This is a genomic window from Arthrobacter sp. MDT1-49-2 (genome assembly GCF_059090185.1).
This window is the reverse complement of sequence record NZ_JBNHFK010000003.1, coordinates 213726-228762: the sequence shown is the minus strand read 5'-3', so window position 1 is coordinate 228762 and position 15037 is coordinate 213726. Positions and strand designations below refer to the sequence as shown.

General features: G+C 61.7%; 16 protein-coding genes and 2 pseudogenes. 5 read left to right on the top strand and 13 right to left on the bottom strand.

Annotated elements, in window-relative coordinates:
• Nucleotides 1–14: 14 nt before the first annotated feature.
• Entirely contained in the window at nt 15–164 is a 150-nt protein-coding gene (locus tag AC5RTS_RS05935; protein ID WP_493991151.1) for a hypothetical protein, read from the bottom strand.
• Nucleotides 161–1225, bottom strand: coding sequence for a glycosyltransferase family 2 protein (locus tag AC5RTS_RS05930; RefSeq protein WP_493991150.1), 1065 nt, complete (start codon nt 1223–1225; stop codon nt 161–163). Before AC5RTS_RS05930 ends, AC5RTS_RS05935 begins: the two co-directional genes overlap by 4 nt.
• Nucleotides 1226–1951: 726 nt before the next feature.
• Here AC5RTS_RS05930 and AC5RTS_RS05925 point away from each other — a divergent pair.
• Nucleotides 1952–2266, top strand: a complete 315-nt coding sequence (locus AC5RTS_RS05925; RefSeq protein WP_493991149.1) for a hypothetical protein — start codon at nt 1952–1954, stop codon at nt 2264–2266.
• 10 nt (nt 2267–2276) lie between these two features.
• Here the strand turns inward: AC5RTS_RS05925 and AC5RTS_RS05920 are convergent, their stop codons facing one another.
• The 7 genes and pseudogenes from AC5RTS_RS05920 to AC5RTS_RS05890 form a co-directional block, all read right to left on the bottom strand.
• Nucleotides 2277–2726, bottom strand: a complete 450-nt coding sequence (locus tag AC5RTS_RS05920) for a hypothetical protein (protein ID WP_493991148.1) — start codon at nt 2724–2726, stop codon at nt 2277–2279.
• Nucleotides 2723–3178 (bottom strand): hypothetical protein, encoded by a 456-nt coding sequence (locus AC5RTS_RS05915; RefSeq protein WP_493991147.1) that lies wholly within the window; start codon nt 3176–3178, stop codon nt 2723–2725. Before AC5RTS_RS05915 ends, AC5RTS_RS05920 begins: the two co-directional genes overlap by 4 nt.
• Nucleotides 3162–3545, bottom strand: coding sequence for a TadE family protein (locus AC5RTS_RS05910; RefSeq protein ID WP_493991146.1), 384 nt, complete (start codon nt 3543–3545; stop codon nt 3162–3164). Before AC5RTS_RS05910 ends, AC5RTS_RS05915 begins: the two co-directional genes overlap by 17 nt.
• A gap of 47 nt (nt 3546–3592) precedes the next feature.
• Complete coding sequence (locus AC5RTS_RS05905) at nt 3593–3877, bottom strand: hypothetical protein (RefSeq protein ID WP_493991145.1); 285 nt, start codon at nt 3875–3877, stop codon at nt 3593–3595.
• A 72-nt stretch (nt 3878–3949) separates the two neighbouring features.
• Nucleotides 3950–4891 (bottom strand): type II secretion system F family protein, encoded by a 942-nt coding sequence (locus AC5RTS_RS05900; RefSeq protein ID WP_493991144.1) that lies wholly within the window; start codon nt 4889–4891, stop codon nt 3950–3952.
• Nucleotides 4888–5745: a type II secretion system F family protein gene (locus AC5RTS_RS05895; protein WP_493991143.1), complete on the bottom strand. Its 858-nt coding sequence runs from the start codon at nt 5743–5745 to the stop codon at nt 4888–4890. The genes AC5RTS_RS05900 and AC5RTS_RS05895 overlap by 4 nt, the downstream gene beginning before the upstream one ends.
• Nucleotides 5742–6089: pseudogene (locus AC5RTS_RS05890) on the bottom strand (CpaF family protein); the annotation flags it as partial. The pseudogene AC5RTS_RS05890 and the gene AC5RTS_RS05895, both read right to left, overlap by 4 nt.
• Nucleotides 6090–6131: 42 nt before the next feature.
• Between AC5RTS_RS05890 and AC5RTS_RS05885 the strand changes: the two are divergent.
• A complete protein-coding gene (locus AC5RTS_RS05885; RefSeq protein ID WP_493991142.1) occupies nt 6132–7769 on the top strand; it encodes a recombinase family protein in 1638 nt (545 codons plus the stop codon).
• Between the two features lie 151 nt (nt 7770–7920).
• Here AC5RTS_RS05885 and AC5RTS_RS05880 read toward each other — a convergent pair whose 3' ends face one another.
• Complete coding sequence (locus AC5RTS_RS05880; RefSeq protein WP_493991141.1) at nt 7921–8520, bottom strand: recombinase family protein; 600 nt, start codon at nt 8518–8520, stop codon at nt 7921–7923.
• A gap of 472 nt (nt 8521–8992) precedes the next feature.
• Between AC5RTS_RS05880 and AC5RTS_RS05875 the strand changes: the two genes are divergently transcribed.
• From AC5RTS_RS05875 to AC5RTS_RS05865, 3 genes are all read left to right on the top strand, one after another.
• Nucleotides 8993–9490, top strand: a complete 498-nt coding sequence (locus AC5RTS_RS05875) for a DUF4145 domain-containing protein (RefSeq protein ID WP_493991140.1) — start codon at nt 8993–8995, stop codon at nt 9488–9490.
• Between the two features lie 1166 nt (nt 9491–10656).
• A complete protein-coding gene (locus tag AC5RTS_RS05870; RefSeq protein WP_493991139.1) occupies nt 10657–11340 on the top strand; it encodes a hypothetical protein in 684 nt (227 codons plus the stop codon).
• A 213-nt stretch (nt 11341–11553) separates the two neighbouring features.
• Nucleotides 11554–12552 (top strand): HNH endonuclease, encoded by a 999-nt coding sequence (locus tag AC5RTS_RS05865; protein ID WP_493991138.1) that lies wholly within the window; start codon nt 11554–11556, stop codon nt 12550–12552.
• Nucleotides 12553–12603: 51 nt separating this feature from the next.
• Here the strand turns inward: AC5RTS_RS05865 and AC5RTS_RS05860 are convergent, their stop codons facing one another.
• The 3 genes and pseudogenes from AC5RTS_RS05860 to AC5RTS_RS05850 form a co-directional block, all read right to left on the bottom strand.
• Complete coding sequence (locus AC5RTS_RS05860) at nt 12604–13590, bottom strand: hypothetical protein (protein WP_493991137.1); 987 nt, start codon at nt 13588–13590, stop codon at nt 12604–12606.
• Nucleotides 13578–13913 (bottom strand): nucleotide pyrophosphohydrolase, encoded by a 336-nt coding sequence (locus AC5RTS_RS05855; protein ID WP_493991136.1) that lies wholly within the window; start codon nt 13911–13913, stop codon nt 13578–13580. Before AC5RTS_RS05855 ends, AC5RTS_RS05860 begins: the two co-directional genes overlap by 13 nt.
• A 71-nt stretch (nt 13914–13984) precedes the next feature.
• Nucleotides 13985–14908: pseudogene (locus tag AC5RTS_RS05850) on the bottom strand (TadA family conjugal transfer-associated ATPase); the annotation flags it as partial.
• Nucleotides 14909–15037: the final 129 nt, after the last annotated feature.

The following is a 15037-nucleotide window of genomic DNA, read 5'->3' as shown; positions in this document are numbered from 1 at the left end:
TGTGCTGGCTTTGCCTAGGGGCGATTGGAAGAATTCCTCTTCAGCAGTGTGTAGAGACCTGCAGCAACGAATATTCCGCCGAGGATACCCAGGGCAATCGAGCCTATCTCCAGTGCGGCTGCCGCGAGGCCGGCCACACTGGACGCCAGGATTGCTCCTCTCATGCGGCCACGCCCTCTGCCTTGTATTGCGCGGCCCACAAGTCACGGTCTTTGCGGGTGATCTTTTTGCGCAGGATTTCCCCCCAGGAGGAGAGAATCCATGCGCCGCGTATGCAGGCCAAGAGCTCAATGGGGATTATCAACACGACGATAAGGATGTCCCACTTGTCCTTATACGGGACGCGGACGGCGGTCTTGAGGTTGATGGCCAGGAACAGGAAGGGTACGAGCAGCCCCCACCAAGCCAAGGTCAAGGAATCCAGATACAGCGCCAGGGAAACTACCATCACCCAGAGCGCCCGGATTGCCGGTCCGAGCAGATTGAGCATCTGGCTCAGCCAATCCCTGATGGTCAGATGGTTGACTCCGAAGCGAAGCAGATCCTGCAGGGTGCCTGTCTGCCACTTCATGCGCTGCCCCCACAGGGACTTCAGGTTCTTCATCCCGTCGGTGTATGCCCTGATGGTGGTGGATACATAGGTCCTGTATCCCGCTTCCCGAAGCCGGTAGGTCAGCTCGTAGTCCTCCACCGCACTTTCGTACGACCACGGCCCTTCCCTGTCATCCCTGGCGGCAATCTCCCTCAGGGCCCTTCCGGAGAACGCAGACCCGGCGCCTGCCAGGACATTGGTCCACCCCTGATTCAGCCCCTGTTGGATGTTGTAGGCGTATTCGGATTTCTGCAGTCTGCACCACAGACCGGGCTGCCGGATGGTGAATTTGGAAGTCGATCCTCCGAAGAGACGCTTCCATGATTCCTTCTCCCAGTCTTCGATCGCATTGGGGACAAGCACCGTATCCGCGTCCATGGACACGACAAGGTCGGAGTCGCGGCCATAGAGGTTCCACCCCCTGTTCATGGCCTCGGACTTGCGGTGTTTCAGGCGGGGCAGATCCATGACGATGACGGGGTACTTCTTTGCTACCTCGACCGTTTGATCAGTACATCCATTGGCGATAATGACGATCTGGTCCGGCAGCCGGGTCTGCGCAAGCAGGGATTCGATGGTTTGCCCTATTGTCTGTTCCTCATTGTGCGCCGGCACTAAAACCGTGATCTCCATTTCTCCTCCTTCCTGTGCAGAGTGCAGGGATCCTCGCCGTGCCCGCCGTTGCCGCATCGCAACGCCACGCAAGAAGGACAACCCGCAGAAGCATGTCGAGCGTGGACTCGGCCGGCGGCGTACCGCGCTCGATGGCCCCTGTCCGCGCCAAGGAAAGAGGACACGAAACCTGCGGCCCGCGAGGGCAATGCCGCATAGCCTCGGAAGGAACGCCCGACGTAACCCGTGACCCGGTTCTCGAGTAACCGCCGCACCTTTGCGAACCGGCTGGCGGGATCCAATCCGCAAACGCGGATCGCATCCCGGCCCTGGCCCTCTACTATCCCTACGACATGCACTGGAGGGTCTCCCCGGTAAGGCACGGGATGGACCGGATATGCCGTCCGTCCCGCGAAAATCGTGAAGCCGGTTTGTGGCTACGGCGTAAGGCTAGGAGGCGCGGGAGGGCCTTGACGAGGGTATTGCGGGGCCGGATGGAAAGTCGGGTATGTCACCCGCGGCGCCGGGGGCAAGGACCCAGTAATCGCGGGCTTCCCCCCGGGTCCCGCCGGCCTCGGCTTCAACCGAAGCGCTCCACAAGCTGTGTGGACTCGGAGTCCACCCATCGGCGCCCGGCGGCCCGCCCGGACCGGCCGGAACCGACCTCCTGACGCGCCGTGGCAGTGCGTGGATGTGTCGGTGCGGAGGTCTACGTTAACCAGTGACGGAGAAGGAACACACGCCCTGATGAAGGAGCCTGTCTTGACCGAACGGAACCCGCACCACCATCCCGAACGCGGCCGCCTCTACACCCTCGATGAACTCAACGACCTGGCTGAGCAGGGTGATCCCTGGGCCATGGGCAAAGTGGACGAGTGGGACCGGGACTTCTCCAACGACTACGCGGTGAAGATGTTCGACAAGTGCCCCGACAGCAGCTGCGAATACTTCGGGGAGCCCGTCAATATCTGCTACGGCGAAGACGGGCAGATCCTGGACTTTGATCACGGCGGCTGGGGGCACGGGCCGGTGCAGGACATGGCGGAGAAAAAAGCGTCGTAGGGCCCGATCCTTACTGAAGCAGCCGTGCCCGGGCCTCACTGACGGCGGTGACCGGAATACCGTCCGGGACCAGGAAATTCACTATGGGCGGGTGCACCCGTGCAGCCAGGACAATCCGAGCCGTCCGGCCGTCCGCCGTGCCGGTGTCTTCCGCCACCACCAGGTCCTGAAAGCGGGATTCGGCCCCCGTCTCCTGAAGGTAGTTACGGGCAGCGGTGCGTACCGCACCCGCTTCCAGGGCCGCCGCCGGGCCGTCCCCGGCGTCGGACTGGCCCAGCGTGAACGCATCCGCTGCTGCCACAGCTGCCCCGTCTGCCGCCGAGAGCAGCTTTTTCTGTCCGATGTACACGGATGATGCCGCCATAACGACCGTCACCGTCAGCATCGCCAGTAGCGTGTAGCCAATGATCAGCACGCCGACCTGGCCGCTTTCTCCATCGCGGTTGGCTGCCGGCGTCATCCGAAGCGCTCCACGACCTGGGTGGATTCCGAGTCCACCACTACCGGAGAGTCCCCTGCCCAGGGAAGCCCGGGCAGGGGAACATCAATCGCCACCCGCACCGTTACGAGGGTGCCGGGCGCGAGGCAGTCCGCCGGGCAGGTAATAAGCATGTCCAGGTTCCCGGCCGGCAACCCGAAGTCATCCAGGGCAAGCTGCGCGGCTTCCGTGGCGCGTCGCTCCGCCGTCGCCGGATCCGGTGCCGCGGCATAGACCTTTGCAGCGGCATCCGCCGCTCCGACCGCGGCAAAAGAGGCACCCTGGAGCTGGCCCACCGTGATGATGAGATACACCACCGGAACCAGCAGCAGCAGCCCCAGGAAGATGAATTCGACGACGGCGCTTCCGGTTTCGTCCCGCCCGTGCCGGGCTTCACCGTACGTGTCCGGTCCGCCCTCAGCGCCAGGCCGCATGCCCGGACACCTCGATTCCGCCGCCGGGCCCGATCAAACCGAGCACCGGCAGCGGTGCCCGGACGGTGATCTCGAGCAGGCGGGCGTCGCCTGCTCCCTGTTCGGCGCTGCTGATGTCCCCGGCGTATTCCGCCCCCAGGGTGGCATGGATCAGGTCGGATGTGCGCCGGATACCGTCCTGCGGAGAACGGTCCGCCAGAGTCCCGTAGCGGGCCCCCGTTGCCGCGGCGTCGATGAGCGTGTTGCGCACGTGCAGCACCAGTGCCAGCTGGATCACCGCCATAAATACCAGGCTGACCAGCGCCCCGACCAGCACGAAGTCCACCACGGCCGACCCGCGGTCTGTCCCGCCCGTGCCAGCGCGCACGGCACGGGCCGCAGTTCGCCGGGTGTCCGCTGGGCGGCGTCCCCGGGCTATGGCTTCACCTGTTCCATCGCTGTCCTGAACAGCTGCTCCAGGGCGGGCTCGGCTATGAACAGCAACCCGGCGACCAGGATGGCGGACATCAGCGTAATCATGACCCACCCGGGTACGTCGCCGCGTTCCCGCTCCATGGGCCGGGCCGCAATCCGCACCCGGCGGAAAAGCCGGCTGCACCAGTCCGTTAGAAAGGCGACGGCTGCCCGCCAGCTGTCCTCTGTTCTCAGGCGGCGTTTCCCGCCCGTTTCGGCCCTCCGATGCCTGCTGGCGTTATTCATGGTGTTCCTTTCCTTCGTAGCCCTGGTCATTGATGTCCGGGGTGCCCGGATGCCCCACCGCCCTCACAGCCCTCACAGCCCCAGCCTCAGCAGTGCCATGCCCGGAAACACGGCAAACAGGACCGTAAGGGGAAGGATGCCGAAGACCACCGGCACCATCATGGCGATTTCCTTTTTTCCTGCGGTTTCCATCAGCTCGCGCTTGGCTGCGTCCCGCACGTCCTGGGCCTGCGCCCGCATTACGTCAGCCAGCGGCGTCCCGCGTTCCACTGCCACGCTGACCCCGTCCACAAACCGTGTGAGCGGCGCAAGCCGGATCCGGCCGGACAACTCCTCCAACGCGGCAGTCAGAGGCGTTCCCGCCCGCGTCTGTGCCAGAACCCTGCGGAACTCCCCGGCCAGTTCTCCCTGCGCCGCTGCTGAGACGCGCTCGAGTGACCCCACGGCGTTCTCGCCCGCTCCGACGGCGAGCGCCATCATTTCGGCGAGACTGGGAAACTCCGCCAGGATGCGGGCATTGCGGCGCTCTATCTGTTGGGTCAGCAGATAGTCGCGGAGGAGGAATCCCGCCACGGCACAGGCAAAGACGCCCAGGACTACCGCGGGTACGCCTATGCGTCCACTGCCGACCAGGAACACCGTTACCACCCCTCCTGCCAGGAGCCCCCCACCGGCACAGAGCACCTGTTCCACGCGGAAATCCACGACGGTTTTCGTACCGCCTGCCTGCTGCAGTCGGACGGCGAGCAGCCCGTTGCCGGGAGACAGGCGGGCCAGCCGGCGGCCGGCGTCGCGCAGTACCGGACGCAGGATGCGCTCGAGCGGACCGAACGGGGTGAGATCCGCCGCCGAAGGGTCCAACAACCTCGACGCCGGACTGACCGAGCGCAGTTGCGGCGCTACGCGCTCGGCAAAGGAGGTGCTGCGCAAAGGCGGCAACCGGTGCAGCACCAGGAGCAGGCTGATGCCCACCATGGCACCGGCCAGCATGGCCATCGCGGTCAGGCCCGTCACCGCAGGACCCTCACGTCTTCCGGCAGGGCCCCGATCCGCAGCATCAGCCGGTAGCAGAGCACGGATATCCCGATGCCTGCGGCCAGGATGCCGGCGCCCGCTGCCGTGTTGTAGGCTGCCGCGGTTTCCGGCCGGGCGGCCAAGAGCAGCAGCACCACCCAAGGGGCGGCGGCGGACAGCCGTGCCGCGTTGACGGTCCAGGATTGCCGTGCCAGCAACTCGCTGCGGGTACGGGCGTTCTCCCGCAGGAAGCCGGCCAGCGTACCCAGCAGGCGGCCCAGATCCGTACCGCCCACCTGGCGGGTGATCCGCAGCGCTTCGATAATTCTGTCCGCCACGGGATCCGAGAGCCTGTCCTTCAGCCGGGTCAGCGAATCCTCAAAATCGCCGCCGGACCGATAATCCGACGCGAACGAAGCGAAGTACCCCCGCAGTTCATCCGGCCCGTTGTCCGCAAGCTGGATCAAGGCCTCGGGGAGCGGGAGCCCCGCCCGGATCGCGGAGCGCAGGTGGTCGACGACGTCGGGCCAGAGTTCGGCGAGCGACGCCTTCCGCCGGGTGGCCTGCACCCGTACCAGCGCATAGGGAAGAACGGCACCGAAGCTGCCGAAACAAGCGGCGATGGGCACCGAGAGCGTCAGGGCATAGACCAGAAGCAGCACGGCAACGCCAGTGAAGGCGCACGTCGCCAGCAGCCCGCCCACGCTGACCCGTTCAATCCCGGCCTGCCGCAGCAGATCCTCGAGGAACCCTGCACGGCGGCGTCCTGCCTCCGGGCGGGGAGGGGAAACCCAGCAGGACTGCCACAGCAGCAGCAGGCCGAGTCCCAGGCAGAGTCCGGCGGCCGCGCTCACTGTCCGCTCCCGAGAAGCGCAGCCACGTTGACCCCTGCCCGAGCGAACTTCTCCGCTGCGGGCATGGAGGACGCCGTGACGGCCAGTTGGCCGTCAGGCCGGGCGAAAACGGACGACGACTCAATCAGGCCGTTTTCGACCCGTCGCCCCAGGGCCAGGATTTCGGTCACTTCCCGCTGTCCTGAGGAGGTCCGTTCACAATGGACCACCAGGTCAATGCAGGAGGCCACGGTCGGAACCACGAAGGCGCTCGAGATATTGCTCCCGGCCAGCAGCGGCAGAGTGCACAGCTTGGTTACCGCATCCCGGGCACTGTTGGCATGTACGGTACACATCCCGGGCAAGGCCGGTTATGCCTCAAGCACGCTCCACGCTAAGCTCATGCGATGCAGCGCACAGCTTTCATCTACTGCCGGATCAGCGACGACAAGACGGGCGCGAAGCTCGGAGTGCAGCGACAAGAGGAAGACTGCCGTACCCTCGCGGCAGACAAGGGGTACGAGGTCGTCCGTGTTTTCCAGGACAACGATATAAGCGCATACTCGGGCAAAGCGCGTCCGGAATACGCCGCCATGCTCAAGAGAGTGGCGGCGGGTGAAGTCGATGCAGTTCTGTGCTGGCACCCAGACCGACTCCACCGCCGTCCGATCGAGCTTGAGGCATACATTGATGCCTGCCGAGAGGGACGAGCAGTCACTCATTCGGTCAAAGCCGGAGAGATGGACCTCGCTACAGACTCAGGCCAGATGATTGCACGAATGCTGGGCGCTGCCGCCAGATACGAGTCCGATACCAAAGCAACCAGAATCCGCCGCGCATCGGAGCAGGCTATCCGGGCAGGTAAATGGACGGGTGGAACCCGACCCTTCGGATGGACGATTGCTGACGGCATCCCTGCGCTCCACCCGGAAGAGTCAAAAGCAATCGCTGAGGCCTGCACTCGCGTACTGAAGGGCGATAGCTTGGGATCGATTATCCGGGAGATGAATGACCGCGGTCTCACGACAACCAGGGGTAAGAAGTGGGGATACGCACAGTTGGCCCAGGCATTGGAGCGGCCCCGAAATGCGGGGCTGGCGGACTACCACGGGGAGATCGTGGGTCCTTCCACCTTCCCCGCCATCGTCTCGGAAAACGTGTGGCGGGGAGTCTGCGCCGTTCTTGGCGACCCTTCCCGCAGGCGCTCGCAGTCCAACAAGGCTGTCCACCTGCTCGCAGGAATAGCGCAGTGCCACTGTGGTGCCTTCGTCCGGTCGGCCACGGTCAGTGGCCGTGACGGTCAGAAACACCGCATCTACAGGTGTGTTGTTCGCGGTCCCGGCCACGTGAGCAAGCGGATCGAATTAGTAGACCATGTCGTCAATCGTGTGATTGTTGCAGTGCGGGCAGCCCAGTCGGCTACGAAAGAAGCCGACGTCGAACCCGACCCCGAGGCGGAGCGACTGCAGCTGGAAGCAACGGCGCTTCGTAAGCGTCAGGCCGATGCGGGAACTCAAGCTGCTCTCGGCAAAATCCCGATGCAGATGCTCAGTAACATCAACGCTGTCATTGAGCAGGAACTGGCCACTGTCACCGAAGCAATGGTCCGCATGGAGGCGGCTGCGGCCCGCCGACCTCCGAGTGACGGGGACATTCGCCCCCTCTCTATGGATTCACCCGAGGCCGCTGAGTGGCTGGGCATGCATATCGACGATCGCAGGGACTACCTCCGCAGTATCTGCAATATCGTGCTGCTTCCTCATGGCAAGGGTTCCACCAAAGTGTTCAACCCCGACACAGTCCAGGTGGTAATCAAGGCCCAGGGCGAGGGGCCGGGGCCGTTGAGCGAGGAAGCGATTCACAATATCCGCCGCCAAACTCAAGTGGCCCGGACTCTCAAAGAGGAAGGAGCAGGTACCTTCGTGACTTTCCATGTGGGGGGACAGGACGTCACGTACCGAATAACAGACGACGATGGTGGGTTACCGGCCACGGAGAGCGAACTGTATGCCCGCATGATCCCCATACGGGGCGCGGGGGCCTAGGGGCCAGAGCGGCCTGAGGGGCCGCAGGGACCCCAGGGGTGCCCGAAGCGGTCTTTAGCCACCCCTGCCTCTCCTGGTAGCTCCTAGGTGCCATTATGGGGTGCTGCTAGGGGTAGGCCGGCCCCCCCCTCAGCACCACTGCCACCCGTCGCTACTTGCGAGACCGAGGAGGCAAAGACAGCGCTTCCATACGGCGGTATAGCGTAGCCCTCGACATTCCAAGGTCGCGTGCAACTTCAGCGGCTGGCTCGCCTGACTCGATTAGACGAGCCGCCTTCTTGATCTGACTGTCCGTAAATTGAACCCGGCGTCCGCCCAAGTCCTTGCCAGCCTCTCGGCGTTTACTGACACTGTCCGTTATGCGCTCGCGTTTGATCTCGAGCTCCATCTGGCCAAGTGCGGCCATGACGGTGAATACCATGGCCCCCATGGGGGTGCTGGTATCCACGTCCCCGCCACCCAAGTTGAGCACCCGCAGTCCGGCACCCTTTGCCTTGATCTCCTCGGCCAGCTTCAGCATGTTTACGGTGGAGCGCCCCAAGCGGTCCAACGTTGTGACTACCAGTGTGTCCCCCTCGTGCAAGGCACCCAACGCCTTGTCCAGGTTCACTCGTGAGGCCTTGGCCCCACTGACTCCATGGTCCACATACGTGTCATCGCGCCGCACACCAGCGGCGAGCAGGTCGGCCTCTTGCCTGTCTGTTCCCTGTGCCTTGGTCGAGACCCGGGCATATCCAATAAGCTTTCCCATTTACCTGCTCGCATTCATGTGTCTCGCAACAGTGTTCTATTGGTGTGAAATTAACAGCTAGTTGTGAGACATGCAAGCGAGACGGATTGCGTGACCATTTCCTGCGGAATGTGTCTCACAACTGAAGTGTCTTAAAAGCCATGGGTTGCGAGACGGAAGGGCGACTGGGTTTTGTGCAACAATCGCTGCATGGTTTCAGTCCCCCCGCGTACCGTCATTTAAGTCACCCAGCTTCAACTGCCCTCGCTGCGGGGCCCTTGCTGCACAGGACTGGTTCGATATCTACGCGAAACCGTCGGAGGGCGATGGCCCTCTCGAAGAAATGGTGGATGACGTGAGCACGGCATGGGTAACGCCAGAACCTCACTGGCCGGTGTGGACAGCCAGCCGCTGTTACTCATGCAAGGATAATTCCATCTGGCTGGACAACACACTGGTGTACCCGGACCCATTTAAGGAATCCATTGAGGCCGTGAGCGAACCCCATGAGGACATGCCAGGGGATGCGGCGGTGCTTTTCCGCGAGGCTGTGTCAGTTCTTCCCTTCTCCCGCAGGGCTGCTGCGGCACTGTGTAGGGCTTCCATGGAAAGGCTGGTGAAGTTTCTTGATCCTGACTGCCCCAAAAACACCAGGTTGGACGAGCGACTCGTCCGCCTTGAGGATCGAGTGTCTTCCTCGACGATAAATTTGCTGAACGTGCTGAGGCATGTCGGAAACACTGCACTCCATGGTGGACACGATGGTGATGGAACGGCAACGATCTACATCGATGAAGATGACAGGACCATTGCTGAGACCTTTTTCGTTGCCATTAACACTCTCGTGGATGAACTTGTGACACGCCCCCGCAGGAGCCAAAAGTTGTACGACTCGCTTCCCGAGAGCGTACGGGCAGCCTATGAGCGAAAGGCTGGCAGGCCGGGGGGAGGCAACCCCCTCGATGTGGAGCCCGCCCACCGGTCGTCCTAGCCGCTCCCTACCCGGACGGGTTAGGAAGTTTTGGCGCCGGTCCCGGGAGCCCTTCTGCCTGTGGCCTACTGGGCCGAAAGAGGTCGAACTGGCCGATCTTCATGCCTTCATACACTGGATGAAGGCGGGCTGCTGCGGTGAACTGGTGAAGGTGCGGCATCAGGTCCTCCCCGTAGGCCATTGGGGGGCGTTTGCCGTCGCGGCCAAACGGGGGAAGCTCGCCGTAAGGGAGGTTGTTTGCGGCAGCCCAGCGCTCGATGTTTCGCATCCGAGGATGTATACCAGCGGCGTCGCGCCAGAAAGCCAAGGAACCGGCCAATGCGCGGGCATGACGAAGTTGGGAGTTTAGCGTCCCACTGATGGGCCACAGGTGATCAGGACGGACGCAACGCTTGACGTTGCAAAGGTGGTCCAATGTCTTCCGGCGCTCGTGACCGCCCATAAACCACACGTACGCGAAGCGGTGGGCATACCAATGCCCACCCGCATGCATCTGACCGTAGCCGTCTTCGTTCGGTTGCTCCACCCAGATCCAACAGCCAGTATCCCAGTCCGCCTCGATCCCTTTCCGGAACCGGGCCAGGGATTTTTGTTGCGCCGCGGGGCTGCGGGTCGTTAGGGCAAGCTGTTCGTGGGGGCGGCAGTATCCGTGGGCAGCAGGGAGACTCTTACATCCCTCGGCTTTGCACTTAGTTTGTCGGCGAAGCCACTTCCTGTAGTGCGGTTCGCAGCGGCCTTTGCGTCCGCCGTGCTGTTGACAGCCATCCTCGATGCATGTTTTCTGCGCAGTCATCGGGCTCCTAGCCGTGTCCCATGTTTATTGGACTCGCAAGCCTACATCAGCCCCCGAGCGCGCAGTGACAGGGCGGATTTTCAGGCTCCAGTCGGATGCCTCCAGGGAGGCACCCTACTAAGGTTTTATTCGAGTTGCCGGGCCCCTGCCCGCGTAGCCCTCAGCGGAGCGGGCCTTGGCTTGCCTGGACTTGACTTGCCCTTAGTCCAACGCCACTGACACTCAAGCGGAATGGCGTCAGCCCCCTCACCCCAGCCGCAAGGCGTACGCCACGCCGGAGCCTGCATACTCAGCGAGACCAAGCTTCCACTACGCTGAAGGCTCGAATCGTATGGGGGGATGGAAGACGTTGGCAGCTGCTACAGAGTCTGATGTGAGGAAGTACGCCGAAGTCTGCACAGTGGCAGTCACACATGTGCCTGCTGGCCGCGGCGGCAATGAGGAGGAGATCACCGAGACAGTACTCGGCACCCTCAGGAGGGTGGGCTACCAGGCTGCGGAGCACCCCATCCACGGCTTTGGGGCAGGGGCCACCGGCATGCCCGAAGTCCCGCTCGGTGTGGTCATCACGATTGTTCGGCAGGTTAGCCAATGGATTGCAGAATGGCTCGAAACAAAGCGGCAGCGGGAAATCAACGCCCTGCTACCCCAATGCGTCGTCCAGCTCGTTGTCACAACCAAAGACGGACCAAGACATGAACCTACCAACCTCGCCGCAGGACTGTTTGCCACACTCCCTGCGGTTCTTGCCGACTTGCAGGCGGCGGACTACCGCCGTCGATACACCTTCATGATTTACACCAGCGCTCCTGAATACGTGCAGGTGACGATGAACCTGTCGGACGACAACATGAGCAACAAGGATCTTCTCAAGCTAGTGCGGGCTTGCACGGTGAAGCCTCATGTTGAGCAGGGACCTGCAGGTGCAACCCTGCACCTGTGGTTCATCAAGAAACACTGGTGGATGCCAAAGAAGGTGGGAAAATCTGTCTCTCAGGCCTCCCCCGGTGAGTCCATGATCGGGCAGCGCCGTCACCGCTACCCCCAGACGAACTAGCTTGCGCCTGTGTGGTTGCACTGTGTGTGCCCCCAGTTCGGGAAGGGCGGAGACCTGCCTGCATCACGGGTATCTGGAACCACACCTTTCCGGGCATGCCCTTCATCCAAAGAATGGGTGAGCGGCGTTATAGGATCGTGGTCATCGACGGGGGACGAGTTACCCGCCATGCAGCCGCTGAAACGAGCTTGCGTAATCGGAAGGTAGGACTAATTGCCGAAATCCTCCGCAGATCCGCGGCAACAGTCACACGCCTGGCTTTTATTGGCGGTTGGCGAGAAACAACAGCATGCTGGCAATGACGGATACGAGGACGATCCCTCCGTAACTTACCGGTGGGATTCTACCGTCCCCCATTCGGAGGACCTAAAGGTAGGTGACGCGATAGTCCTTTGGGATAAGAAGACATCCCTAGGTGTATCGGTCATTGAATCGATTTCTATTGGCTCACAAGAAAAAACTATTAAAAAATGCCCGAACTGCAACAAGGGAAGCCTCAGGTTGCGGACCACAATGACGCCTTTGTACAGATGCTTCAGATGTGGTGCGCTGTTTAACGATCCTGTCCTGGTTCCCAAGCAGGTGAAAACCTTCGAAAGCAGACATGATGTCGCATGGGTTGATCTTGCAGCCGTTCTGCCGGGCTCAACACTCAGGACGCTCTGCAAAGATGCCAACTCCCAACAAAGCATGAGGCCTCTTCGTTGGGATGCGTTCCGCAGTGCGATTGCCGAGACCGCCATGCTGCCCGCGCTTGATACCGTGGAGACATCAGCAGCCCGGATCTTGGGTGGTCATAAAAACCGGACGGTCCGGGTCCGAATTGGCCAGCACCATTTCAGGAAATCACTTATTGATCAGTATGGATCTGTATGCGCATTCACAGGACCTGGGCCGTTGGCAACCTTGGAGGCAGGACATCTGTATAGCTACGCGAAGACGGGAGAGCATGATTGCGATGGGGGTTTCTTGCTGCGAAGAGACGTCCACCGACTCTTCGATTTGGGGTTCCTCGCCGTGGAACCCCAATCCTTGACGATTGACGTGCACTCGGACCTCGGAGTCTATCCACTTTACAACGGCCTCCACGGCCAGAAGCTGCATATCGCGGTTAATCAGAAACAACGGCAGTGGCTGGACGAGCACTGGAGAACCCATAGAGAACCGGACACGCTGTCTTATCTGTCAGGCCATCGCGCCAAACTCGCATAAACAGGTGACGGTCCACTTCTCAAATATCTTGGACCAGCGCTCGTCCCAAGCTCACCCCCGCTGGGACCAAAACTCTCTGTGCTGATCGAAATACTTTTGAGAGGTGAAGTGCTCCGACCAACCCGAAATCTGGGCGCCCTTCAGATACTCATCGAAGTATAGGCGGGCTGACGGATCGGTCAGGGTTTTCCGTGCCTTAACTTCTCCACCCATTCCGACGACTATCATTCCCCGCTCATAAAGCTCGTCACACCCGAACTTGCAAGCAAGCATCGCAATAGCCGGGATGTCTAGCTTTTCCTCCATCGTGCACAAACTCCGCTTCTTGATGTGAGCGGCTACTAGGAAGGCAAAATCGAACGTACGGCCGCATAGCGCGCATGCACCCTCGGAACCCTCCACGAGGTACTGCCGCAGATAGCTCTGCTCCATTCGTCTTTTCGCCTGATAGCTTGAATCCAGCTCATCAAACTGCCTCGCTATTCGTTTATTGGCAGCCTCGCTCGGGAGAGGCGCGGGTGCGGCCCAGACGCTTTCTAGGTACTTCACAATCGGCGCGCTCTGCTCATCGCTCAGGACGGAGAACTCACGAGTAGGGAAAGGTAGTCCGCCCAGTGCATCCTTTATTTGTTCATATGAAATGCTGACGTCGAGTGGCTGGTTGAAAGCATACATAAACTCCCATGAGGACTTATGGCCGTTTGCGGTCGTCTTCTTTTCCCACAGTTGATCCGCCAAAGCAGCGCTTCTGAACTTGTGAGTGACTGTGGCAGTCTTGAAGACTTCGTTGTTTCCTGTAAAGAGAACAACATCACCGCTTGAGATCCGTTGCCACCTGGTTTCCATCTGGCCCCGCTCGCCAGCTGTCGTTCCCCATACGGGAACGCCCCCGGACGGATGCAGCCTCTTCAATGCCGACTGGTCAGACTCGTGCAAATACTTCGCTGTCGTACTTAGGGAGATTGGATGTTCCACGGTTTTGGCATAGTTCTTTGCCGACTCAGCGTTGCGGGCCGGCTGGACGATCACTCGGGGCATACAGGATTTTCCTTCATGGCGGGGTACTTCGCAGCATTGACCTCAACCTTGTGTCTGATTGCCTGGTCGAGGTCAACCCGCGTTGCACGTGCTAAATAGTGCAGATAGATACATATATCGGCCATCTCGTCGGCTATGTTCTGTTTATTCGAAGATTGAGTAAGCCAGAGGTCGATTTCCGAATCCGGGGTCCATTGGAGGAGCTCGGTGAGCTCGCCAACTTCCTTCACCAAGGCCAGCATCAAGCTGCGTGGCAGATGGTGTTGCTCCCAATCCCTGACGGCAGCAAAATCATCAAGCGTCGCTTCCAACTCTCGGTCCATGGAACCATTTACTCACACCCGATGGTGCCCGGACGGCTGGCGGGCGGTCCGCGGCTTTCTCATCGCACAGGGCTGTCTTGAAGGGATTTGCACTGTGCATGAAACATAATCGGGAAGCCGGCGTTCAGGGCAATCAGCATGTCCAGGCTTTCCGCTTCCCGGACCTCCCCGACAATCAGCCGGTCCGGCCGCATCCGCAGGGCTTCCTTGACCAGGCGCCGCAGCGGGATTTCGCCCTGCCCCTCCAGGTTCGCCTGCCGGCACTGCAGACCCACGACATCACGCAGCGGCAACTGCAGTTCAAAGATCTCCTCTACAGTCACCACCCGTTCGCGGGCGCCTATGGCGGCGCCGAGACAGTTGAGCATGGTGGTTTTGCCCGCCTGCGTGGCACCCGAAACCAGGATATTCAGGCCGGCTCCCACTGCCGCATCCAGGAAACGGGCGGCGGGGGCGGAAAGCGTTCCCAGTTCCACCAGGTGCTCCAGGCGGCGTGCACGGGCCACGAACTTCCGGATATTGACCGCCCAGTGGCGCCGTGTGACATCGGGTATGGCCACGTGCAGCCGGGACCCGTCCGGCAGTGCCGCATCCACGAACGGTGAGGAAAGGTCCAACCGGCGGCCGGAGGATTTCAGCATCCGCTCGACCAGGACGCGTACCTGCTCCGATGTCAGTGTCAGCGAGGTCAGTTCCGACCGGCCATCCCGCGCCAGGTAGACCTCGGTCGGTGAGTTGATCCAGACTTCCTCGACCGTGGGATCATCCAGCAGCGGCTGGAGGATACCGAAGCCGGCGACGGCGTCGAACACCTGCCGGCGCACCGATTCGGGCCGGCCCAGCGGCGGCAGCGATCCGAGAAGGGAGCGTTCGTCGTAATCCGATACGGCGGCATCCACCAGCCGGCGGACCTCGCCCACCTGTTCCTGCGGATCCAGGCCGCGGACGCGGATGAGTTCGCGTACCTCGTCTTCCACGATCCGCAGCGCGTCCATCCGTATCCCCCGTATTCACCCGGGCGGAAGTGCCCGGTATGAGACTGGTGGCCTTGGTGTGCGGGCCACGGGCGACAGAGTAGGGGCCGGGTAGCGGAGAAGCGAGAGTAGTGGTCAGGCGTTGTGGAT

Coding starts and splice junctions, on each gene's coding strand:
- AC5RTS_RS05855 (WP_493991136.1), bottom strand. CDS start 13,913: ATGGACCGAGAGTTGGAAGCGACGCTTGATGATTTTGCTGCCGTCAGG.
- AC5RTS_RS05920 (WP_493991148.1), bottom strand. CDS start 2,726: ATGACGCCGGCAGCCAACCGCGATGGAGAAAGCGGCCAGGTCGGCGTG.
- AC5RTS_RS05880 (WP_493991141.1), bottom strand. CDS start 8,520: ATGGGAAAGCTTATTGGATATGCCCGGGTCTCGACCAAGGCACAGGGA.
- AC5RTS_RS05935 (WP_493991151.1), bottom strand. CDS start 164: ATGAGAGGAGCAATCCTGGCGTCCAGTGTGGCCGGCCTCGCGGCAGCC.
- AC5RTS_RS05860 (WP_493991137.1), bottom strand. CDS start 13,590: ATGCCCCGAGTGATCGTCCAGCCGGCCCGCAACGCTGAGTCGGCAAAG.
- AC5RTS_RS05905 (WP_493991145.1), bottom strand. CDS start 3,877: ATGAATAACGCCAGCAGGCATCGGAGGGCCGAAACGGGCGGGAAACGC.
- AC5RTS_RS05915 (WP_493991147.1), bottom strand. CDS start 3,178: ATGCGGCCTGGCGCTGAGGGCGGACCGGACACGTACGGTGAAGCCCGG.
- AC5RTS_RS05930 (WP_493991150.1), bottom strand. CDS start 1,225: ATGGAGATCACGGTTTTAGTGCCGGCGCACAATGAGGAACAGACAATA.
- AC5RTS_RS05885 (WP_493991142.1), top strand. CDS start 6,132: ATGCAGCGCACAGCTTTCATCTACTGCCGGATCAGCGACGACAAGACG.
- AC5RTS_RS05925 (WP_493991149.1), top strand. CDS start 1,952: ATGAAGGAGCCTGTCTTGACCGAACGGAACCCGCACCACCATCCCGAA.